Origin of the sequence: Candidatus Pelagibacter sp. (assembly GCF_052046145.1) — a bacterium.
Classification (GTDB): domain Bacteria; phylum Pseudomonadota; class Alphaproteobacteria; order Pelagibacterales; family Pelagibacteraceae; genus Pelagibacter.
The window spans coordinates 165,822-188,934 of record NZ_JBNGZR010000001.1 but is presented as its reverse complement, the minus strand read 5'-3'; the positions used below and the strand labels follow the sequence as shown (position 1 = coordinate 188,934).

At 29.5% G+C, this 23,113-nt stretch carries 25 protein-coding genes; 7 read left to right on the top strand and 18 right to left on the bottom strand.

Annotated elements, in window-relative coordinates; translation table 11 throughout:
• The first annotated feature begins 31 nt into the window (after positions 1–31).
• The gene (gene rpoH, locus ACTT88_RS00965; RefSeq protein WP_440907519.1) at positions 32–913 is read left to right on the top strand and encodes an RNA polymerase sigma factor RpoH; all 882 of its coding nucleotides are present in this window, start codon (positions 32–34) and stop codon (positions 911–913) included.
• Here the strand turns inward: rpoH and ACTT88_RS00960 are convergent.
• From ACTT88_RS00960 to ACTT88_RS00875, 18 genes are all read right to left on the bottom strand, one after another.
• Complete coding sequence (locus ACTT88_RS00960) at positions 910–2,202, bottom strand: adenylosuccinate synthase (RefSeq protein WP_440907518.1); 1,293 nt, start codon at positions 2,200–2,202, stop codon at positions 910–912. The genes rpoH and ACTT88_RS00960 overlap by 4 nt on opposite strands.
• Positions 2,202–3,014, bottom strand: coding sequence for a bifunctional hydroxymethylpyrimidine kinase/phosphomethylpyrimidine kinase (gene thiD / locus ACTT88_RS00955; protein ID WP_440907517.1), 813 nt, complete (start codon positions 3,012–3,014; stop codon positions 2,202–2,204). Before thiD ends, ACTT88_RS00960 begins: the two co-directional genes overlap by 1 nt.
• 1 nt (position 3,015) lies before the next feature.
• Positions 3,016–4,347 (bottom strand): phosphoglucosamine mutase, encoded by a 1,332-nt coding sequence (gene glmM, locus ACTT88_RS00950; protein WP_440907516.1) that lies wholly within the window; start codon positions 4,345–4,347, stop codon positions 3,016–3,018.
• A complete protein-coding gene (gene folP, locus ACTT88_RS00945) occupies positions 4,347–5,399 on the bottom strand; it encodes a dihydropteroate synthase (RefSeq protein WP_440907515.1) in 1,053 nt (350 codons plus the stop codon). The genes glmM and folP overlap by 1 nt, the downstream gene beginning before the upstream one ends.
• A gap of 6 nt (positions 5,400–5,405) precedes the next feature.
• On the bottom strand, positions 5,406–7,313 hold the full coding sequence (ftsH, locus tag ACTT88_RS00940) for an ATP-dependent zinc metalloprotease FtsH (protein ID WP_440907514.1): 1,908 nt from the start codon (positions 7,311–7,313) through the stop codon (positions 5,406–5,408).
• Between the two features lie 63 nt (positions 7,314–7,376).
• On the bottom strand, positions 7,377–8,405 hold the full coding sequence (tilS, locus tag ACTT88_RS00935; RefSeq protein WP_440907513.1) for a tRNA lysidine(34) synthetase TilS: 1,029 nt from the start codon (positions 8,403–8,405) through the stop codon (positions 7,377–7,379).
• On the bottom strand, positions 8,365–9,369 hold the full coding sequence (ybgF, locus tag ACTT88_RS00930) for a tol-pal system protein YbgF (RefSeq protein ID WP_440907512.1): 1,005 nt from the start codon (positions 9,367–9,369) through the stop codon (positions 8,365–8,367). Before ybgF ends, tilS begins: the two co-directional genes overlap by 41 nt.
• An 86-nt stretch (positions 9,370–9,455) precedes the next feature.
• Entirely contained in the window at positions 9,456–9,947 is a 492-nt protein-coding gene (gene pal, locus ACTT88_RS00925) for a peptidoglycan-associated lipoprotein Pal (protein WP_440907511.1), read from the bottom strand.
• 97 nt (positions 9,948–10,044) lie between these two features.
• Positions 10,045–11,385, bottom strand: coding sequence for a Tol-Pal system beta propeller repeat protein TolB (tolB, locus tag ACTT88_RS00920; protein WP_440643767.1), 1,341 nt, complete (start codon positions 11,383–11,385; stop codon positions 10,045–10,047).
• A gap of 9 nt (positions 11,386–11,394) precedes the next feature.
• A complete protein-coding gene (locus ACTT88_RS00915; protein ID WP_440907510.1) occupies positions 11,395–12,258 on the bottom strand; it encodes a cell envelope biogenesis protein TolA in 864 nt (287 codons plus the stop codon).
• Between the two features lie 5 nt (positions 12,259–12,263).
• On the bottom strand, positions 12,264–12,680 hold the full coding sequence (tolR, locus tag ACTT88_RS00910; protein WP_023854310.1) for a protein TolR: 417 nt from the start codon (positions 12,678–12,680) through the stop codon (positions 12,264–12,266).
• A 3-nt stretch (positions 12,681–12,683) separates the two neighbouring features.
• On the bottom strand, positions 12,684–13,358 hold the full coding sequence (tolQ, locus tag ACTT88_RS00905) for a protein TolQ (protein ID WP_440907509.1): 675 nt from the start codon (positions 13,356–13,358) through the stop codon (positions 12,684–12,686).
• Positions 13,359–13,411: 53 nt separating this feature from the next.
• Positions 13,412–13,906: a crossover junction endodeoxyribonuclease RuvC gene (locus tag ACTT88_RS00900; RefSeq protein WP_145596142.1), complete on the bottom strand. Its 495-nt coding sequence runs from the start codon at positions 13,904–13,906 to the stop codon at positions 13,412–13,414.
• Positions 13,906–14,631 carry a YebC/PmpR family DNA-binding transcriptional regulator gene (locus ACTT88_RS00895; protein ID WP_440907508.1) on the bottom strand — a complete coding sequence of 242 codons (726 nt, stop codon included), beginning with the start codon at positions 14,629–14,631 and terminating at the stop codon, positions 13,906–13,908. Before ACTT88_RS00895 ends, ACTT88_RS00900 begins: the two co-directional genes overlap by 1 nt.
• 5 nt (positions 14,632–14,636) lie before the next feature.
• Positions 14,637–15,440, bottom strand: coding sequence for a TIGR00282 family metallophosphoesterase (locus ACTT88_RS00890; RefSeq protein WP_440907507.1), 804 nt, complete (start codon positions 15,438–15,440; stop codon positions 14,637–14,639).
• Entirely contained in the window at positions 15,437–15,982 is a 546-nt protein-coding gene (locus ACTT88_RS00885) for a 5-formyltetrahydrofolate cyclo-ligase (protein ID WP_440907506.1), read from the bottom strand. Before ACTT88_RS00885 ends, ACTT88_RS00890 begins: the two co-directional genes overlap by 4 nt.
• A gap of 4 nt (positions 15,983–15,986) precedes the next feature.
• Positions 15,987–16,433, bottom strand: coding sequence for a cell division protein ZapA (gene zapA, locus ACTT88_RS00880; protein WP_440907505.1), 447 nt, complete (start codon positions 16,431–16,433; stop codon positions 15,987–15,989).
• On the bottom strand, positions 16,421–16,744 hold the full coding sequence (locus ACTT88_RS00875; protein WP_145596148.1) for a 5-formyltetrahydrofolate cyclo-ligase: 324 nt from the start codon (positions 16,742–16,744) through the stop codon (positions 16,421–16,423). Before ACTT88_RS00875 ends, zapA begins: the two co-directional genes overlap by 13 nt.
• Positions 16,745–16,797: 53 nt before the next feature.
• Here ACTT88_RS00875 and tkt point away from each other — a divergent pair, with 53 nt between their 5' ends.
• Genes tkt through efp form a run of 6 tightly spaced genes read left to right on the top strand, consistent with a single transcriptional unit; the run spans position 16,798 to position 23,113 of the window.
• Positions 16,798–18,756, top strand: a complete 1,959-nt coding sequence (tkt, locus tag ACTT88_RS00870) for a transketolase (RefSeq protein WP_440907504.1) — start codon at positions 16,798–16,800, stop codon at positions 18,754–18,756.
• A gap of 1 nt (position 18,757) precedes the next feature.
• On the top strand, positions 18,758–19,765 hold the full coding sequence (gene gap / locus ACTT88_RS00865) for a type I glyceraldehyde-3-phosphate dehydrogenase (RefSeq protein WP_440907503.1): 1,008 nt from the start codon (positions 18,758–18,760) through the stop codon (positions 19,763–19,765).
• Positions 19,765–20,943, top strand: coding sequence for a phosphoglycerate kinase (locus tag ACTT88_RS00860; protein WP_440907502.1), 1,179 nt, complete (start codon positions 19,765–19,767; stop codon positions 20,941–20,943). The genes gap and ACTT88_RS00860 overlap by 1 nt, the downstream gene beginning before the upstream one ends.
• Position 20,944: 1 nt before the next feature.
• Positions 20,945–21,955: a class I fructose-bisphosphate aldolase gene (locus ACTT88_RS00855; protein WP_440907501.1), complete on the top strand. Its 1,011-nt coding sequence runs from the start codon at positions 20,945–20,947 to the stop codon at positions 21,953–21,955.
• Entirely contained in the window at positions 21,942–22,556 is a 615-nt protein-coding gene (thiE, locus tag ACTT88_RS00850) for a thiamine phosphate synthase (RefSeq protein ID WP_440907500.1), read from the top strand. Before ACTT88_RS00855 ends, thiE begins: the two co-directional genes overlap by 14 nt.
• Positions 22,553–23,113: an elongation factor P gene (efp, locus tag ACTT88_RS00845; RefSeq protein ID WP_440907499.1), complete on the top strand. Its 561-nt coding sequence runs from the start codon at positions 22,553–22,555 to the stop codon at positions 23,111–23,113. Before thiE ends, efp begins: the two co-directional genes overlap by 4 nt.

Below are 23,113 nucleotides of genomic sequence, written 5' to 3'. Positions count from 1 at the left end.
TAATTAAATAAACACCTCTATGAGCACAACAATGAGTAATAATCTGCCAACCCTTTCTAATGAAGGTGGACTATCTGCATATTTAGAGCAGATTAAAAAATTTCCGATGTTAGCTGCAGAAGAGGAATATATGCTAGCAAAAAATTGGAAAACGACTGGTAATATTAAAGCTGCAGAAAAACTAGTTACTAGTCATTTAAGATTAGTTGCAAAGATTGCTATGGGTTACAAAGGATATGGTTTGCCTATTAATGAAATGATTTCAGAGGGAAATGTAGGTCTTATGCAAGCTGTCAAGAAATTTGAACCAGAAAAAGGTTTTAGATTGGCAACTTATGCAATGTGGTGGATTAAGGCTTCTATTCAAGAATATATTTTAAGATCTTGGAGCCTTGTCAAAATTGGAACTACTACTGCTCAAAAAAAATTATTTTTTAATTTAAAGAAAATTAAAAATCAAATTTCTCCAGAAACTGAAGGAGATTTAAGAGATGAACACGTTGATCATATAGCTAATAAGCTCGATGTAAGCAAAGAAGAAGTCATTTCTATGAATAGAAGACTTTCTGGAAAAGAGTTCTCGCTTAATGCTCAAGTTGGAGAAGATGGTGATGAATGGCAAGACTGGTTGGTAGATAAAGAGCTTGATCATGACTTAAAATTTGCTCAGCACGAGGAAATGGAGCAAAGAAAAGATTTATTAAAAGACTCTATTAAAGTTCTTAACGATAGAGAAAGAGAAATTCTATACTCAAGAAGACTAAATGATGACCCGACTACACTAGAAGACTTAAGTAAAAAATATAAAATTAGCAGAGAAAGAGTTAGACAAATAGAAAATAAAGCATTTGAAAAACTTCAAAAGCATATGCTTTTATTAGCTAAATCAAAAAATCTTTTACCCGCAAATTAAACTTCAAAAGGGTTTTCAATTAAAATAGTATCATCTCTTTCTGGACTAGTAGAGATACTTGATACCTTTGCACCAATAAAATCTTCAACAGCAAAAATATATTTTTTTGCGTTTTCAGGTAACGAGTCCATATTTTTGACTCCACTTGTAGAAACTTTCCAACCTGGAAAAGTTTCATAAATTGGTTTTATTTTAATCTGGTCCTCTACAGCGGCAGGTAAATAATCTAATCTTTTACCATCAAGCTCATAAGCAACACACATTTTAATTTCATCTAATTCATCAAGTACATCTAATTTTGTTAAAGCGATACCGTCAATCCCTGAAACTTTAATAGTTTGCCTCACCAAAACACCATCAAACCATCCACATCTTCTTTTTCTACTTGTAACAGTTCCAAATTCTTTTCCACGTGTTCCTAAAAGTTCACCGATATCATTTGTTAACTCAGTAGGAAAAGGGCCCTCTCCAACCCTTGTTGTATAAGCTTTTGTAATGCCAAGAACATAATTTATAGAATTAGGACCACACCCAGTTCCTGTCGCTGCGCTCGAAGCAACAGTATTAGATGAAGTTACAAAAGGATAAGTTCCATGATCTACATCAAGTAAAATACCTTGAGCACCTTCAAATAAAATTTTCTTTTTTTGTTTTTTAAATTGATCAATTTTTAACCAAACTGGGTGGGAGAATTCTAATATTTTAGGTGCTATTTTAAGCAAATCAGATTTAAGCTGATCCTTTTCAAAAGTTTTTTTTCCTAGACCTTTTCTAATCGCATTATGATGAACTAATACAGAATCGAGTCTTTGATCTAAATTTTTTTCAGATCTTAGATCCATAACTCTTATAGATCTTCTTCCAACTTTATCTTCGTATGCAGGCCCAATTCCTCGTCTTGTAGTTCCTATTTTACTTTTTCCTGCTGCATCTTCTCTAATCTCATCCATTTCTCTATGAAAAGGCAAAATTAAATTTGCCGACTCCGAAATAATAAAATTATTTACATTTACTTCTACGCCTTTAGATTTTATTTCTTCTATTTCCTCTAATAATGCCCATGGATCAACGACAACTCCATTACCAATAATTGATATTTTACCTTTTCTAACTATTCCAGATGGCAATAGTCTCAATTTATATGTAACACCATCAATCACTAAAGTATGGCCAGCATTATGACCTCCTTGGAATCTTATTACAACATCAGCCTGTTCAGATAACCAATCAACAATTTTTCCTTTACCTTCGTCACCCCATTGAGATCCAACAACGACTATATTTTTCATTATTTAAATTTTCTGTTTAATTTTAAGGAAGTTAGATGGTTAATTGGTCCATTACCTTTTCCATATTTAGGGTTTGATTTTATTGCAGAATTTACATACTTAATTCCAAGCTCACAAGATTTCTTTACTGTTTTTCCACATGATAAAAAAGTTGTAACTGAGCTAGATAAAGTACAACCTGTACCATGAGTATTTTTTGTTTTGTGACGCTTGCTTTTGAAGATCTTTAGATCTTTTGTGTTTATTAAAATATCTAATACATTTCTATGTTTTAAATGACCACCTTTTATAAGTACATTTTTAGCTCCTAAATCCATAAGTTTATTAGCGGCAAAAATCATATCCTCTTTTGTTATAATTTTTGTTTTAGTTAAAATTTCTGCCTCAGGAATATTGGGAGTAATAAGTGATACTTTTTTAATTAGTTTTAATTTTAAAAATTCAATAGCTTTACTATCTATCAGTTTAGCCCCACCTTTAGCAACCATTACTGGGTCTAATACGATTTTTTTAACTTTAATTACATCCAAAGCTTTTAGTACCATTCTAATAACCTCTGAAGAATGCAACATACCAATTTTTATTGCATCAGGTCTTATGTCTTTACAAGTATAAATAATTTGATTAAAAATTTCTTTTGGATTAATCCCAACAATTGATTTTACACCTGTGGTATTTTGTGATGTAACCGCTGTTATTGCTGTCATTGCATAAGAACCAAGAGCAGTAATAGTTTTTATATCAGCTTGAATACCTGCCCCACCAGATGAGTCAGATCCTGCAATAATTAAAATTTTAGAATTAGGTTTCAATTTATTTAATTTTTTTTGTAATCATGTTCACACATTTATATAGAAGAGCTTTGTTTTCACTCTCTCCCATTACTCTTATTTTAGACTCTGTACCTGATTTTCTTACTAAAATTCTTCCTTTACCTTTAATTAATTTATGTGCATTTTTTATAATTTTTTTTATCTCAGATTTATTAATAATATTTTTATCTTTTACCTCGATATTTTTTAAAAGTTGAGGTGTTTTCTTAAATTGTTCAAAAAATTCACTTGCCTTTTTTCCTTTTCTTAGAGCAAAAAGAGCTTCTAAAGCTACTAATAAACCATCTCCTGTAGTTGCAAATTTACCTAAAATAATATGTCCCGATTGCTCACCACCTAAATTAAAATTATATTTTTGCATTTTTTCTTTAACATATCTATCTCCAACATTTGCCCTTAAAAATTTTATTCCTATTGATTTAAAATATTTTTCTAAACCATAATTTGACATTAATGTTCCAACAACTCCTCCTTTTAACATTTTTTTATTTTTCCATCTTGTTGCTAAAGCGGCTATAATTTGATCTCCATCAATTATATTGCTTTTCTCATCACACATAATAATTCTGTCAGCATCTCCGTCTAAAGATATTCCGATATGAGCTTTATATTTTTTTACAGCAGACCTAATATTTCTTGGAAAAGTTGATCCACATTTTTTATTAATATTTAAACCATTTGGTTTAATACCTATTGCTAACACTTTAGCTCCTAATGATTTCAATAATTCAGGACCTGCCTTATAACCAGCACCGTTTGCACAGTCGATTACTATTCTTAGTCCTCTTAAATTGAACTCTTTTGTGAAATTTTTTTTTAATATTTTAATATAATTTTTGGTACCTGTTTCTAATCTTTTAACTCTTCCTAATTTTTCAGAATGCGAGAGATTTTTTGAGATTTTCTTATCAATGAGACTCTCAATTTTTTTTTCTATTTTATCTGATAATTTCATTCCATCAGGACCAAACAATTTTAAACCATTGTCAAAATGTGGGTTATGAGAAGCGGTAATCATTATACCCATATTTGCCTTCATCTCTTTTGTTAACATAGCCAATGCGTTAGTTGGTAAGGGTCCTAGGGTATAAACATGCATACCAGCAGAAGCCAAACCTGAGACAAGAGCTGGTTCAAGGGTATATCCAGACAATCTCGTATCTTTTGCAATTATTGCTGTTTGTTTTCTTTTTTTTTGAGATTTAAAGTATGTTCCACTAGCAAGTCCAAATTTAAAGAACATATCTCCATTTATATATTTGCTATTGACTGCTCCTCTTATTCCATCTGTTCCAAAATATTTTTTTGCCATTAATTTTTGATTATCTGATTAAAAACTTTAATACCTTGCATAACTTCATTAACATCATGAATTCTTAAAATCTGAATTCCTTGCATCATTAAATAAATTGAAGAAGCCATAGTTCCACCAATCCTTGTTTTGCTATCATTTTTTTTTGATATATCTTTAATAAATCTTTTTCTTGAATTACCTACTAGTATAGGAAAACCTAATGAATGAAAAATAGAAACATCTCTTATAAGATTCATATTATGTTTCAAATTTTTTCCAAATCCAATTCCTGGATCTAAAATTATATTATTATGTTTAATACCTTTAGACCTTATTAACTTAATCTTATCTTCAAAATAATCATATATATCTAATAATTCATTTTTATATATTGGATTCTTTTGCATATTTTCTGGTGTCCCAACTGAATGCTGTATCACAAATGGAATTTTATACTTTTTTAAAACATTTATTGTTTTAGGATCATAACTTAATCCTGAAACATCATTAATAAGTTTAACCCCCATTCTAATACCATTCTCCATAATTGCAGATTTTCTTGTGTCTAAAGATATTGGTATTTTTTTTACAATTAATTTTAATGTCTTATTAATTCTATACCATTCTCGATTTTCATTTACTTCCCTTGATCCCGGTCTTGTAGACTCTCCACCAACATCTACCAACGAAGCACCAGTTTTATATAAATTGATCGCATGACTGACGCCTTTATTTTTTTTGTTGAATTTTCCTCCATCGGAAAAACTATCAGGAGTTAAATTTAAAACACCCAATATATTTGGAATTTTTTTAAAATTTAAATTTGAAAAATTTGATTTTTTTGACCTAATTTTTTTTAGATCTGAATTTATTTTTGTTTTTAGTTTTTTTGGTAAATTTCTTATTTTATTTATTGAAATTTTTCTAATTTTTTTTCTTGTAATTATCTCAACATGGTCGAAGGATATTTCTTTAATCTGATGTAAAGGGATAGATTTTTTTTTATTTACTAAAATTTTTGATTGTTTGCCGAAATAGAAATTACACGCTCTTGTGTAATATCTTGGCATTATTTATTAATGAACAATTTTTGGTTTCAAACCCATTGCACCCAAAGCTGAATCTTGATCATCTTTTGATTCTGGATCATCTAAAATTTTATCTTTAGGATATAAATTTTTATTAATTATATTCTCTATTTCTTCACCAGTTAAAGTCTCATAAGTTATTAGAGCTTTTGCAATTTTATGTAGATCATCTATTTTTTCTGTCAAAATTTCCTTAGCTTTATTATATCCTTCGTCTACAAGCTTTCTTATTTCTTTATCAATTTTCTGAGCAACTTCCTCTGATACAGATTGAGTTTGAGTAACTGATCTTCCCAAAAACACTTCTTCTTGGTTTTCCCCATATTCAACTGGACCCATTTCTTCACTCATTCCATATTTTGTCACCATTGCTCTTGCTAACTGTGTAGCTTGGTTAATATCAGACCCATTTCCTCCACCTGCTCCTGTAGATATGTTATCTTTTCCAAAAATTAATTCTTCAGCCACTCTTCCTCCAAAACAAACAGCTAGTCTCGCTTTAAGATATTTTATTGAGTAACCGTGTTTATCTCTTTCAGGTAAGTTCATTACCATTCCAAGAGCTCTTCCTCTTGGTATAATAGTTGCTTTATGAATTGGATCATAACTTGGCATATTAAACGACACCAGAGCATGTCCACCTTCATGATATGCAGTTAGTTTTTTCTCATCTTCTGTCATGACCATTGAACGTCTTTCAGCACCCATCATAACTTTATCTTTTGCTTCCTCAAATTCTAACAATGTAACTATCCTTTTATTTTTTCTCGCTGCTAACAAAGCTGCTTCATTAACTATATTTGCAAGATCAGCACCTGAAAATCCTGGCGTACCTCTTGCAATTGTTCTTAAATTAACATCTGGCGCCATTTTTATTTTTTTTACATGAACTTTTAAAATTTTTTCTCTTCCTATTATATCTGGGTTTGAAACTACTACCTGTCTATCAAACCTTCCTGGTCTTAGTAAAGCTGGATCAAGCACATCTGGTCTGTTTGTTGCAGCTATAATGATTACACCTTCATTTGTATCAAAACCATCCATTTCAACTAACAGCTGGTTTAAGGTTTGTTCTCTCTCATCATTTCCACCCCCTAGACCTGCACCTCTACTTCTTCCAACAGCATCTATCTCATCTATAAAAATAATACATGGAGAATTTTTTTTACCTTGTTCAAACATGTCTCTTACTCTAGATGCTCCTACTCCAACGAACATCTCAACAAAATCAGAACCTGAAATAGTGAAAAACGGAACACCTGCTTCACCCGCAATTGCCCTAGCTAATAAAGTTTTACCAGTTCCCGGGGGTCCAACAAGTAAAGCTCCTCTTGGAATTTTACCACCCAACCTACTAAATTTTTTTGGGTCTTTTAGGAACTCTACCATTTCTTCAACTTCTTCTTTAGCTTCCTCTACACCAGCAACATCATTAAAAGTAACCTTTCCTTTTAATTCATTCATCATTTTAGCTTTTGATTTTCCAAATCCCATTGCTCCACCTTTGCCACCTTGCATTTGTCTCATAAAGAAAATCCATACTGCAATAAGCAGTAACATAGGAAACCATGATAAGAGTACACCAAACAATGAGGGCATTTTTTCATCTAAAGGTGCTGCTGAAATACTCACACCTTTCTCTGATAATTTTTCTATAAGATTTGGATCATTAGGAGCATAAGTTGAAAAAGAATTTCCATTCGAATAAGTGCCTTTGATGTTATTTCCTTGAATCTCAACTTTTAGAACTTCACCATCTTCAACTGAATTTAAAAAATCTGAAAATATTATTTGATTTCCACCTCTAACATTAGACTGTGGGTTTTTAAACATGTTATAAAGACCTATAGTTAAGAAAACTATTATCCCCCACATTGCAAGATTTTTTAAATTCATATGTTTAAAATAAGAATTATTATTAAATTAACAAGTGACAAAATATCAGTTATTTCATCAACTTTAACGCTCTTTTGATACTATAACTGAGTTATTTACCTTCTTTATTACACAGTTTCCTAAAGTAGTCATGAGTGAGTTATCATTTTTAATTTTATAAATTAATTTTTCAATTTTTTTTCCTCTTACTGGATAGTATTTTTTACCAACACTTTTTAGCACCTCGGTGAAAGACCTAAAAACTACTTCCTCTGGCTGAAGAAAAAAATTTTTATTCAAAATAACAAACCCATTAATATTTAAAATTGTTGAATTGTCTTTTAAATTTTTTTCTACAAAGTATTTAATTGACTCATTTGCAAATCTTAAGTTTTTAATAGTTAGATAAAATTTATCATTATCTAATCCCTCTAATTCCAAGTTTTTTATAAAATTTCTAATTTTTACTCTTTTAAATTGATCATTTTTATTAGAGGGATCTTCAACATAATTTTTAAAAACTTTTTTGGTGATATATTCTAAATTTTTTTTAGAAAATTTTAATAAAGGTCTAATCAAATTAATATTTTTTAACTTAGTTCTTTGATCAAATGACACCATACCATTTAAACCACTGCCTCTTAAAATTCTAATAAAAAAATTCTCTATTAAATCATCCTTATGATGGCCTAATAAAATATTATTTATTTTTAATTTTTTTGCCTTATTTAACATAAGTTCATATCTTTTATCTCTTGCAATAGATTGGATGTTGCTTTTTGGTTTTTTTCCAACCCAGGTTAAAATCTCAAGATTAGTAGACAATTTTTTTAAAAGTAATTTTACAAATTTTGCCTCTTTTGTTGAATTATTTCTAAGTTTATGATCAACGTGAAAATATGTTACTTTTAGATGTTTTTTAATCGAATAAATTTTTGATAAAAAACATAAAGCTAGACTGTCTGGTCCACCAGAAACTGCAACTATAAAATCCTCATTTAATCTAAAATTTTTTTCAAATTTTTTATAAATTTTAGAAGTTTGTTTATCTTTTAATTGATTTAATAAAAACTTATGAGTCTTGTTTGATACATTCAAATTTTTTGGACTCATATTTTGCTTTTTGTATTACAGACTGATTTGCATTAGGATATTGTAATTCTACACCATTTATCATTTTACATCCTTGGTCTTTTTCACCAATTTGAACCATTGATACTCCAAGTTTTAATAGATTAATTGGAGCTTTTTTTCCTTTAGGATATTTTTGGTAACCCTCTAAATAAGCAGAAGCTGCATCAGTATATAATTGTCTAATTCTGAATGTTTCTGCATACCAGTATTGTGCACTACCCGCTAACTCATGATCGGCATTAGAAAGAACAAATTCTCTAAAAGCTCTTTCCGCTGTACTGTAGTCTCCAACTTTTAAAAAACTTGTTGCAAATTCATATTGCTCCACTGGATTTAAATCTTGAGGAAGTATTTTTTCTTCAGACTGAAAAGTTTCTGTTACAATTGAAGCTGTAGTATCTACAGATTGAATTTGTTGTGATGTTTCCTTTGTCTCCGTATCTTTATATGAAATTGTTCCTAAATCTTGGGGCTGTGAACTACCAGGTAAAATTTTTTGTTCATCAGTCTTTGGTTTTGAACTTAATTGATTTTCCTCGCTACTTATATTTACAGAGCTAATGTTTGTCTCTATATCTTGAAATCTTATTTGGTTATCTGCTTGAATTTTTGAAACACGAGTAGATAATTTATCCAACTTAAAATTTATTTCTTCAAATTTATTAGTTAGTTCTCTAAACTGATCCTCAACTTCTGACAATTTTAATAAATGTCTAGTTAAAACATCTTCTGAGTTTTGGTCTAAGTTTGAAACCGAACTATCATTAGTACTTGCTTTTACTTCTATAGATCCAGAGTAAACTGCTCTTTCGAGTGTTTTAAGATCATTTTTTATTATTTCTAATGTTTCATAAATATTATGGTTATCTGCAAAAGAAATATTAATAAACACCCAATTTAAAATTAAAAATAATTTTAAAATTACTAATTTAAATATGAGCATCATTTAAATTAGATTTATGATTATAAAAATGGCAAAAAAAAGACCCTAAATCCAATAAAGGTTTTAGGGTCTTAGATTTTAAATAATTAATTTGCTTTAACAGTTACTGATCTTCTGTTTTTTGACCAAGCCAATGGGTTTGAACCAGAGTCAACTGGTCTCTCTTTACCATAACTTAATACTGTAATTCTGTCAGAAGATATTCCGTAAGTCATTAAATAGTCTTTAGCTGCATTTGCTCTTCTTTCACCAAGAGCCAAGTTATATTCTCTTGTTCCTCTTTCGTCAGCATGACCTTCAAGAACTACGTTTATGTTTGGATTCTTTCTTAACCAAGCTGCTTGGGCTCTTAAAGTTTCTCTTGATGCAGTTGTTAATATCGACTCATTTGTTGCAAAGAAAACTCTGTCTGGAACACCATCAGCTAAATATTCAACTGTGTCTGTTCCTGTGTAAACATCACCTTGCATTTGACCTTGAATGTCTGTTGCCACTTCTTTTTTAGTTGCACATGCAGATAGCACCAGGCAAGCTGTTAATACTAAAAGTGTGTTTTTTAAAATTTTGTTTAATTTCATTAAATTGCTCCTTGCTGCTAATTTCAATTTCTTAACTTTTTCACAACTAAATAGAGGTTTCAAGTCTAAAAATCAAGAAATTTAGAAAAATTAATCTTTAATTACTTAATAAAGATGACCATGATGGGTCTGAAGCATCTGTCGGTGTCTTTATTTGCCGTTCATTATAACCAGTTAAATCTATAGACCACAATTTTGCAGAAAAACCTTCTCCCTTGGAGTTAGTTTTTGTCTCTCTATAAAATATTAATACCCTTCCATTTGGAGACCAAGAAGGTGCTTCTTGATAATAATTTTCTGTTAACAACCTTTCACCACTACCATCGGTTCTCATTACACCTATATAAAATTTACCTTTATGTAATTTTGTAAATGCAATTAAATCTCCTCTTGGAGACCATACAGGTGTTCCATATAAACCGTTACCAAAAGAAATTCTTTTTACATCACTTCCATCATTCTTCATTACATAAATTTGCTGATAACCACTTCTATCAGAATTAAATGTAATATATTTTCCATCAGGAGAATAAGATGGAGAAGTGTCAATTGATGGATGATTGGTAATTTTTTCTACAATTCTATTTTCTAAATCCATAGTGTAAATATCTGACTTTCCATCTTTAGCAAAACTCATAATTATTTTTTTACCATCAGGTGAAAAACGTGGTGCAAACGTCATTCCAGGAAAATCTCCAACTACCTCTTGTGTACCAGTTTCTATATCTAATAAATAAACCCTTGGCATATTTTTAAAGTATGACAAATAGGTTACCATTTGACTTGCTGGATTAAATCTTGGTGTTAAAACTAACTCATTCCCTAATGTCAAAAATTTATTGTTAGCTCCGTCTTGATCCATGATTGCTAATTTTTTTATTCTTTGTGTTTTTGGTCCTTCTTCTGAGACATAAATTATTCTTGTATCAAAATAACCTTTTTCTCCAGTCAGCCTTTCGTAAACCTTATCAGAAATAATATGCCCTACTCTTCTCCAATTGTTAGGAACTGTGGTAAAAGCTAAAGCCATCATTTCTTTAGCAGCTAAAACGTCCCATAATCGAAACTCAACTCTTAATTTATCGTCAACATAATTTACTTTGCCAGTAATAAGTGCTTGAGCTTTAATTAAATTCCAATCTTCAAATCTTGGTTTTAAATTTGCAATATCAGGAGCTTGTAAAAAAGCCTTTTTGTCTAGAGGATTAAATAATCCCGAGGTTCTTAAATTATTCTCAACGATATTTGATATCTCCGAGCCAATATTTTCTTTTTTAAGTATTTTTTCAAAACCTTTTCTAGACTCTTCATCAATTGATAGGGGAGAAACTGCTAATGGAAGTGGATTTAAATTTCCCCTAGTTATATCAACTTCAATTAAAGCATTTGCTTTGATAGGTATTAATATAAATAATAATATTAAAATTTTTTTTGTCATTTAAATATACTACCCTTCTAGCATCTCTCTTGCATCAAAATTTAATTGTAATTCTTTCCATCTTTCATATCCAGTTGTTGGAACTCTTAATGGTTGGCATAACTTGACAGCTCTCAAAGCACTTTCTGCTAAAACCTTGTAAAATCCTTGGCCTGGTTTATTCATTCTTGCATGGTCCAAAATTTCTGTTTTTGATACTGTTCCATCAGGTTTTAATTTTAACTTTATTCTTACCAACAAATTTTCATTGTATGGTAATCCTAATGGAATACTCCAGCACCCAAATATTTGTGCCTTAAGAGCATCCTCTTCGCTTAGTGTAAGACCTGTGTTTTCTACATTTCTTTCTTGATCTTGAGTAATGTCATCATTTGTTTTTAAAACTTCTGCACTCTCTTCTTTTGATTTATCAATTAAAGCGGCAATATTATTTGGATCAAACAAATCTTTTTTTTCAAATTCTGATACTTGTTTAACTTCATCATCTACTTTTTCAGGATTTTGTTTTTTTTCTTCTTTTGTTTCAACCTTTTTTAAAGTTTTTTCTGGAAGTGGAATTGCCTCAGGTGTTTCATTTTCAATTTTTTTATTATTTTGATCAGGAGCTAGGACTGTTTTTGTTTTAGTTTTTTCAACTTTTTTTGGTGGAGCTTGTTCTGAAACAAGTTTTTTTTCTTTCTCTTTTACTTTCTCAATTATTTTTTTAGCCTTAGGTGCAAATGGAATATTGGTTTTTTCTGCTATTTGAATTAACTCAACTGATACTATTGGTGGAATATCAAGTGGTTTCTTTGCCAAAAAGGGTAAACTCATAGCTGTAATGAAAATCAACAAAGCATGTAAAACAGAAGAAATAATTAAACTTCTATTCACTTTAATTACCTTTGCTTATACGGTTCTGAAATCAATGCTACTTTAGTAAAACCAGACCCTGATAGTAATCCCATAATTTCTAAAACTCTTCCATAATTTATAGTTTTGTCACCTCTAACATAAATTCTGGTATCAGTTCTATTTTTTGAAACCGCTAAAACTTTCGCAATAATATTATCGTATTCAACTTTTGCTTCTTGAATAAAAATTTCACCTTTTGCGTTAATTGACAGTGTTAAAGGTTCTGTTTCTTCTGGTAAAGAGTCTGCCGAACTTTCTGGTAAATCAACTTGAACGCCTACCGTTAACAATGGTGCTGTTACCATAAATATAATTAATAATACCAACATAACATCTACGAATGGAGTAACATTTATTTCACTCATAGGTTCTTTTGATGAGCGATTAAATTTGAAAGCCATTTGTTAGATGATTGTTAAAAATCTTTTAGAGAAGTTTTCTAATTTTTCAGAATATTTTTTAGCGTCATTATTGAATTTGTTGTAGGCAACTACTGCTGGTATTGCGGCTAACAGACCAAGTGCAGTTGCAAATAAAGCTTCGGCTATTCCCGGCGCAACTATCGCAAGACTTGTGTTTCTTGAAATAGCTATAGACTGAAAAGAATTCATAATTCCCCAAACAGTTCCAAACAATCCAATAAATGGTGCTGTTGAACCTACTGTTGCCAAAAAAGTAAAGCCTTTTTCAATTTTTGTCATTTGTTTTTCAATACCAGCCTCGAGAGACGCGCTCATTCTCTCACTAATGTTAGTTCTTGATTTTTTTTTAAGCAATCCTTCCATTGCATCTTGAAACACAAGTGACATTGGATCCTCAAGTTTGCTAGGTAAATTATTGTAAAAAGTTTCAGCAGATTTAGAATTCCAAAATTTTTCTTCGAATTCTTCTGAGGATTTAGTTATTTTTTTAAACAAACGAAACTTTTCAATAATTACAGCCCAAGAATATATTGAGCACAATATTAATATAATCATTACAGACTTAACAATTATGTCTGCTCTAAAAAATAAACTGAATAGTGAAAAATCAGTATTTGTTCCTAATTCAACTGCTTTTGCTGCTATATCTGCTTCCATGATTACTCATCACACGTAAATGTGTCATGATTTTGTCTTTTAATTTGAATTGATTATTCTTCTTTTTGATAAGTTTCGTAGAAAAAACTGGCTATTAGTATTGCATCTGCCTTGTTATTATCTTTCTTTTTTGACAATTGTGATGAAAAATATGGAAAAATTTCAATAGCTCTTGTTCTACTTGCATCTTTTTCTGAATTAATAAGGTTAAAATATTTTTTCCACTTAGCAGGCCTAACATAATAAACAGGTAAATGCATTGCACTGCATATTCCTTTTAAAATACCAAAAGATTGACCAAAATTAAACATACTGGTAACGCCTTGTCCAGGCATTGCAGAAACTTGTTCAATTACAACTTTTATGTTTTTTTTATCAAATTTGTTTATCCTTTCACTAATTTCATTAAATATTTGAGCACCATTTACTTGTCTTTTATTCTTCTTGCCATCTGTCATGGTTGGCATTTCAATTACATCTTTAATTATACCATCTTGAAAAAAACAGATTGAACCTGAGATGCCTGGATCAATTCCAATAATCATCATTAAATACCACCTAAATTAAGGTTTGAATAAACGTTCTGAACATCGTCATCTTCCTCAAGAGTTTCTAAAAAATCTACGACATTATCTTTATTTTCTTTATTTACCTCAACACTATTTAATGGGACCCATTCAATTTCTGTAGAAATAAAATTCGCAATAATTTTCTCAAGATTTTTTTTTACATTATATATTTCACTCATTTGACACTGGACCTCATGATAATCCTCATAAGAAAAACATTCATCAGCTCCAGACTCGATCGCTAAATCTAAAATATTTTCATCAGATATCTCTTTTTTATCAATTTTGATTATACCTAATTGTTGAAAATTGTGAGATGCTGAACCTTGTGTTCCTAAACTCCCACCACTTTTTTGAAAAATAGTTCTAATATTTGATGCGGTCCTATTTTTGTTGTCTGTTAAAGTTTCAACTATAACAGCAATCTTTTCTGGTCCAAACCCCTCGTATCTTAAATTTTCAAAATTTGCTCCTGTAGCTGCAGAAGATTTATCTATTGCTCTTTCAATATTATCTTTAGGCATATTTGCAGATCTAGCAGCCTGTACTGCAGATCTTAGTCTAGGGTTCATTGCTGGATCTTTGTCACCAAGTTTCGCTGCAACAGTAATCTCTTTAGATAATTTTGAAAATATCTTTGATCTTTGCTTATCAGCTTTACCTTTTTTATGTTTTATTCCTGCCCAATGTGAATGACCTGCCATGATCTTTAAATATTTTTTAGTTGATCTCCGTATACATAGCTTTTGATGTCTATTGCTAAACCTGTTTTTATATCACAATCTACTATAACACCAGACAAAGTAGCATCTCCAGTAGCGGGAAAGTGTTTCACTGAATTCTTTTTTAAAAATCTATTCAAGGAATTTTCTTTATTCATTCCAATCACTGAGTCATAATCCCCACACATGCCTGCATCGGTTTGATATCCAGTGCCATTATTAAGTATTCTGGCATCATTTGTTGGAATATGAGTATGGGTTCCAACCACGAGAGTTGCCTTTCCATCAAATAGATGTCCTATAGCATTTTTTTCGCTAGTAATTTCACCATGAAAATCAACTACAAGTAAATCAAAATCTTTTTTTATTTCATTTTCTTTTAAAAATTTTTGAGAAACTTCAAAAACATCTTCACACTTTTTCATAAAAACGTTACCCATCAAATTAAGAACTCCAATTTTTATATCATTCTTTGTTTTATAAATCTGAAAACCTTTTCCTGGTGCAGGCTCAAATAAATTTTTAGGTCTTAATAATCTTTCTTCTTTATCAATAAATTCCATAATTTCTTTTTGATCCCAAACATGATTGCCGGTTGTAATAACATCAACTCCACAATTAAAAAAATCCTTACAAATTTCTTTAGTTAGCCCCACACCTTGAACTGCTGCATTTTCACCGTTTACTATTACAAAATCGATTTTGTTTTTATCAATTTCATTTAATAAATTACTTGTTAATTTAGAACATCCTGAAATTCCAACAACATCTCCTAAAAATAAAATTCTCATTGTATAATTTTTTTCTCGGTTATTATTAAATCAAGTTTCTTATCATACTTATTGATAGGTATTTTTTTTATCTCCTGGTATGAAAATCCTAATCCAATTTTAAATATTTTTTTAATTTTAGATACTTTTTCTAAATAACGATCATAAAATCCTCCACCATAGCCTAATCTATTCAAATCATCATCATAAGCTACTAAAGGAACAAATATTATATCTGGGTAAATTTTCTTTCCTAAAGTTGGCTCAGCAATTCCATACTTATTAATTTTTAAAGGATCTTTATTTGTCCATTCAAAAAAATCCATTTGGTTATTTTCTCTAATTATTGGTAAGGAAATATTTGCCTTTTTGTTTCTTAAAAAATAAAGCATATCCAAGTCATCAATCTCATGATTACAAGGGTAATACCCTCCTACATTTTTGAAATTAATTTTATTTTTTTTTAAAAATCGATAAATTCTGTGAGAATTGAGACTAAGTTTTTTATTCGAATTTTTTTTTCTAAGATTTAAAATTTTACGTCTTAGCTTAGATTTACTCACAGACCTACTTTGAAATATTTTCTAATTTTGCTTTTTTTACAAAATTTGATATTTGATCAGCAGCCTCATCAATTAAATTTTCGTATTTTTTTTGATTATCGTCAATTTCTTGTTTCAAATTTTCGTGATCAATATTTAGTTTTTCAATTTCAGATTCTTTTGTGTTCCTATAATCGTAAATTAGAGATTTTAGTTCTTTAAATTTTTTTGATAGATCATTTAATTCTTCTTTTTTTTGATCTACTTTTTTCTTAGTTTCGTAATATTCATCCATTATTTTTACAGCTGTAATTAGTAATAATTTATTTTCACCTAGATTTCCCAAATCATTTTTTAAATTATTAAACTTTTTGTTAATCTGAATTAACAATTCTTCTAAGTGCTCCTCTTGTCCATCTTCACAAGCGAGCAAAAACTCTTTATTGTTAAATTTTATACTTACATTTGCCATTTATCTATTTCATCCAATAGTGTGTCAGTTTCTTGATTAAGTTCGTCAATTTTTTCAGAAAATTCAATTTGTTTTCTTTCTTCCAGTTTTTCTTTATTTTTTAAATCCTCAAGTTTTTTTGATAGGTTTTCATGTTCCTCGAGTAACGTTTTATATTTTTCTTCAATCTGTGTTTTTTCAATTTCTAATTGATTTTGTTTTGTGCTTAAATTTTCGATATTTTTTTGTAATTCAGGATTTGTTAGATCTAAATTTTTTAATTCCTCTAATGCAATATTTAATTTTTTTTCTTTTTCGTTTATAGAATTCATATATATATGTTTATATTATTAAATAGATTCTTCTTAGTCTAGTCAGGATAATTTTGAGAAAACTACACAATGATTTGGCCAATTGCATCAGATTTTTATCGATTGATGCTGTTCAAAAAGCAAATTCAGGTCACCCAGGAATGCCAATGGGTATGGCAGATGTTGCAACAGTGTTATTCAAAAAATTTTTAAGATTTAATCCAAAGAATCCTGATTGGTTAAACAGAGACAGATTTGTTTTGTCTGCTGGTCATGGTTCTATGCTATTATATTCTTTGCTTTACCTAACTGGATATAAAAGCATATCAATTAATAATATTAAAAAATTTAGGCAGCTTAATTCTATTTGTGCTGGACATCCTGAATATCATCCAAAAACAGGTATTGAAACTACAACAGGTCCTCTTGGACAAGGCATATCTAATGCAGTTGGTTTTGCAATAGCTGAAGAAATTTTAAAAAATAAATTAGGTAAAGATTTAATTAATCACAAAACTTATGTTTTAGCTGGAGATGGATGCTTAATGGAAGGAATAAGTCATGAAGCGATGAGTTTAGCGGGACATTTAAAACTTAAAAATTTAGTTATGCTATTTGATAACAATTCAATTTCAATTGATGGTCCAACAAATCTCGCAGTTTCAGATAATTTTAAAAAAAGATTTGAAGGATATGGTTGGGATTATATTTCCATCAACGGTCACAATGATAATGAAATTTTTAAAGCACTAAAAAAAGTTCAAAAAGCTAAAAAACCTACTGTGATTTCTTGTAAAACAAAGATCGGATATGGTTCACCGAATAAATCAGGAAAAGCATCATCCCATGGAAGTCCATTAGGAGTAGATGAAATCAAGCTTGTAAGAAAAGCCTTAAATTGGAAAACCAAACCTTTTGTTATCCCAAATAAAATTTTAAATGAATGGAGAAAAATTGGCCAAAGAGGTGAAATTTTAGAAAAAAAATGGAACAAAGCATTAAAAAGAAAAAAAATAAAATTTAACCAAACTTTAAAAAATAACTTTACTACGGTGCTTAAGAAAGAAAAAGAGAATGCAATAAAAGAACCAAAAAGTTTAGCTACTAGAAAATGTTCAGAAATGACATTGAATGCATTAACAAGACAAAAAAATAATTTAATTGGTGGCTCTGCTGATTTAGCGGGATCAAATAATACAAAAACCAAAAACCATAAAATAATTAAACCTGGAGATTTTACTGGTGACTACATTCACTACGGAGTGAGAGAACACGCAATGAGTGGGGTTATGAATGGTATCGCACTACACAGCAATCTAATTCCTTATGGAGGTACTTTTTTAATATTTTCTGATTATTGCAAACCTTCAATCAGATTGTCTGCTTTGATGAAAAAAAGAGTGATTTATGTAATGACCCATGACTCCATTGGGCTTGGAGAAGATGGCCCTACCCATCAACCTATAGAGCAGCTTTCGGGCTTACGTGCTATACCTAACCTAAATGTATTCAGACCTGCAGACAGAATTGAAACTATCGAATGTTGGGAACATGCATTAAAAAGCTCAAAAACACCTAGCGTGCTATCTTTAACAAGACAAAATTTAAATCCAGTAAGAAAAAAATACCCAAATAAAAACTTATGCTCATTAGGTGCTTATGAGGTTTTAAGAACAAATAAAAAGATTAATCTAACAATATTAGCGAGTGGATCTGAAGTTAATCTAGCGTTAGAGGTTAGCCATAAATTAGCCAAAGATAAAATATATTCCAAAGTAATATCAATGCCTTGTATGGAACTTTTTGAATTACAATCTAAATCTTATAAAAATAAAATTTTAGAAGAAACAAAATTTAAAATATCCATTGAAGCTGGATCAAGCAATTGTTGGAAAAAATATGTAGGTGATAACGGTATTGCTTTTGGAATTGATGAATTCGGCAAAAGCGCTCCATATAAAGATATTTACAAATATTTTGGACTAGAGAGTACAAACATTAAAAATATCACTAAAAAATTATTAAATAAATAAAATGACAATTAAAATTGGAATTAATGGAATGGGACGTATTGGTCGTATGGTTGTTAGATCAATTGTCGAAAGTAAAAATAAAAATTTAAAAATAAATCATATAAACAACAGGTCAAATTCAGAAACTACTTCTAAATTAATCAAATATGATTCTATACATGGAAAATTAAATGCTGATTTAGATTATGATCCAAATCATTTAATAATTAATAAAAATAAAATTACATTTTCTCAAGAGACAAAAATTGAAGACATAAATTGGAAAAAACATGATGTTGATTATGTTTTCGAATGTACTGGAAAATTTAATTCAAAAGAAAAACTTCTTGCTCATATAGAAAATGGTGCAAAAAAGGTAATCGTATCTGCTCCGTGTAAAAATGCTGATAAAACAATAGTATTTGGTGTTAATGAAAATATGATTACCAAAGATGATAAAATAATATCTGCAGCTTCATGCACTACCAATTGTCTAGCGCCAGTTGTAAGTGTTCTTAATGAAAATTTTGAAATTGAAAAAGGTTTTATGACTACAATTCATGCATTTACTAGTGATCAAAGAATTTTAGATAATTCTCACAAAGATCCAAGAAGAGCAAGGTCTGCGAGTCAATCAATAGTTCCTACTTCAACAGGAGCTTCGAAAGCAATAGGAGAAATAATACCGAACCTCAAAGGAAAACTGGAAGGTGTTGCCATGAGAGTACCTACTCCTAATGTTTCTCTTGTTGAATTAATTTTTTGTACAAAAAAAGATATTAATATAAAAAAAATTAATAATGTCTTTGAACAAGCGTCAAAAAATAAATTAAAAAATATATTAGAAGTTACTCAAGAAAAATTAGTATCTATAGATTTTAATCATCATCCTGCTTCTGCAATAGTGGATGCTTCTTTAACAAATGTAGTTGGAACTAATATGGGTAAAATAACAGCCTGGTATGATAATGAATGGGGCTTTTCTAACAGAATGTGCGATATTGCTGAAACTTTGCATAAAATCTCTTAATGAGAAGTATAATTAACGAAAAAAATCTAAAGAATAAAAAAATTTTATTAAGACTAGATTTAAATGTTCCATTAGATAAAGGAAAAATAACAGACACAACAAGAATCGATAAAATTCTTCCTACTTTAAATTTTTTGATCAAAGAAGAAGCTAAAATTATCATTTTATCTCATGTTGGAAGACCAAAAGGCAAAATTGTCAAAGAGCTATCGCTAAAACCAATTTGCCAAGAATTGCAAAATAAATTAGGGAAAAAAATAAGACTTATTGATGAAAATATCGAAGAAATAAAAAATAAAAATTTTTTCAATAACTTTAATGAAGAAATATTTATTTTAGAAAATATTAGATTTTATTCTGAAGAAGAGCAAAATGACAATAAATTTGCTGAACTCCTGTCAAATCTTGGAGATATGTACGTCAATGATGCTTTCTCTTGTTCGCATAGAGCTCATGCCTCAATTTTTGAAATTCCAAAGTTCTTGCCTTCATTTTCTGGATTACAGCTAGACTTAGAAGTGAATGCACTTAATAAAATAACTTCTGAAATAATAAGACCAATTACTTGTATTATTGGGGGGTCTAAAATTTCAAGTAAGATTAATGTTATTAAAAATTTAATTCCTAAATTTGACAATATTATAATTGTTGGAGGTATGGCTAATAATTTTATAGAATATTTTGGAAATAGTGTTGGTAAATCAATTAAAGAAAAAAATTGCAATAAAATTGTTGAAGATATTATCTCTCTTTCAAAAAAAGAAAAATGTAAACTAATATACCCTGAAGATGTGATTGTATCTAAAGATTTAAATGGATCTCCTGAAAATAAAGAATTAAACAAAATATTATCTGATGAAATGATATTAGATATTGGTCCAAAAACTATAGATAAAATAGCAAAAATTATTGATAATAGTAAAACTATACTTTGGAATGGACCCGCAGGATATTTTGAAAATCCAAATTTTGCTTATGGAAGTATTCAAATAGCAAAAAAAATAATTGAAAATAATAAAGCAAATAAAATTTTTTCAGTTGCTGGTGGTGGGGACACAGTTTCTTTATTAAATAATTTAAACGCAGTTAATGAGCTTAATTTTGTTTCAACTGCTGGTGGAGCTTTTTTAGAATATCTTGAAGGTAAAGACCTTCCTGGTATAAACGCATTAAACTAAAATGTCAGAATTAAACAAAATTGCACTTAAAATAATTTCCAATGGCAAAGGCATACTTGCGGCTGATGAAAGCAATGGAACTATGACAAAAAGGCTTGAGTCAGTAAATGTCAAATCAACTCCAGAAAATAGACTTTCATTCAGAGAAATTCTTTTTTCATCAGATGGAATGAAGAATTATATAGGTGGTGTTATTCTTTATGATGAAACCATAAATCAAATTTCGAGCACAGGAAAATCAATACCAGATTTAATATCTAGTTCAGGTACAGTTCCTGGAATTAAAGTTGATACTGGGGCAAAAGATTTAGCAAATTCCCCTAAAGAAAAAATTACAGAAGGATTAGATGGCCTAAGGGATAGATTAAAAAAATATTATGATCTTGGAGCAAGATTTACAAAATGGAGAGCTGTCTATTCTATTAGTGAAAAATATCCAAGCGAAATGGCAATTAGTAGTAATGCTCATGCCTTAGCTAGGTACTCTGCATTAGTTCAAGAAAGTGGTATGGTTCCAATAGTAGAACCTGAGGTATTGATGGATGGAAACCATTCTTCTGAAGTCTGTTTAAATAAAACATCAGAGGTAATTAAAAAGTGTTTTGAAGAACTAATTTTACACAAAGTTGATCTCTCAGGAATAATATTAAAACCAAATATGGTTTTGCCTGGTAGCACATCAGAAAATAAAATTTCCAATGAAGAAGTTTCCATCAAAACCTTAGAATGCCTTAAAAATTCTGTACCCAATGAAGTTCCTGGAATAGCCTTTTTATCTGGAGGGCAATCTGAAATTGAAGCTACAGAAAATTTAAATTTAATTAATAAAAATAATAATACAAATTTTATAATGACCTATTCATATGGAAGAGCTCTTCAGCAAAGTGCTTTAAAAATTTGGTCTAATGATGTTAAAAATGTAGAAGCAACTCAAACTACTTTTAATCATAGAGCTAAAATGTGTACTTTAGCTGCTCAAGGGAAATGGTCTAGCGATCTTGAAAATAAATAAAAAAAAATTTATTTATCTTATTTCTCCTAACAAGATATCTAATTCTTTCTATAACAATCTAAAGTTAGTTTTAAAAACAGGAAAAGTAAGTTTTTTTCAGCTTAGACTTAAAAATTATTCTCAGAATAAGAAAGTGATAATTGGAAAAAAAATTAAAAATATTTGTAAAAAAAATAAAGTAAAATTTATAATTAATGATGATCCTTTGCTTGCTATAAAATTAAACGCAGATGGTTGCCATCTAGGTCAAAAAGATATGAATATTAACATAGCAAAAAAAATACTTGGTAAAAAAATTATAGGAATTACCTGTCATAATTCTTTGAAATTAGCAAAAAAAGCAATTAACGCAAAAGCTGATTACATTGCCTTTGGTGCTTTTAATCAATCTAAAACTAAAAAAACTAAGCATGTAGCCTCTATAAAGATTTTAAATAAAATTAAAAAATTTACTAAAACTCCAACGGTAGCTATTGGTGGAATTAATGCTGTTAATTATAAAAATCTGTTATTGAATAATGCTAATTTTTTAGCTATTTCAGGCTACATTTGGAAAAATAAAAAATATAAACCATTGCAAGCTATAGAAAGATTGAAATGAAAATTAATGCTGGAGAAATAAGAGTTGGAATGCTCTTAGAATATAAAAATGACTTATGGCAAGTTTTGAAAACACAACATGTAAAACCAGGAAAAGGTGGTGCATTTGCTCAAGTTGAAATGAAAAGTTTAAATAAAAATACAAAATTAAATGAAAGATTTAGATCAAGTGAAACAGTAGAAAAAGCATCATTGGAGGAAACGGCTTTCATTTATCTTTATAGTGATGAAGCTAATTATTTTTTTATGGATCCAAAAACATTTGAACAAATAGAAATAAAAAAAGAAAATGTAGGAGATAAGGGAAAACTTTTAACTGAAAACCTGCAAGTTTCTGTAAGCTTTTATAATGAAAACCCATTATCAATTGAATTACCTAACCAAGTACAGTGTAAAATTGAAACTACTGATGCAGCCCTTAAGGGACAAACTGTGTCATCATCTTATAAACCAGCAACTCTTGCTAATGGCTTAAACATTCAAGTTCCACCGTTTATTGAAACAGGTGACGAAATCTTAGTTGATACTAGAAGTTTAGAATACATTAAAAAAATCTAA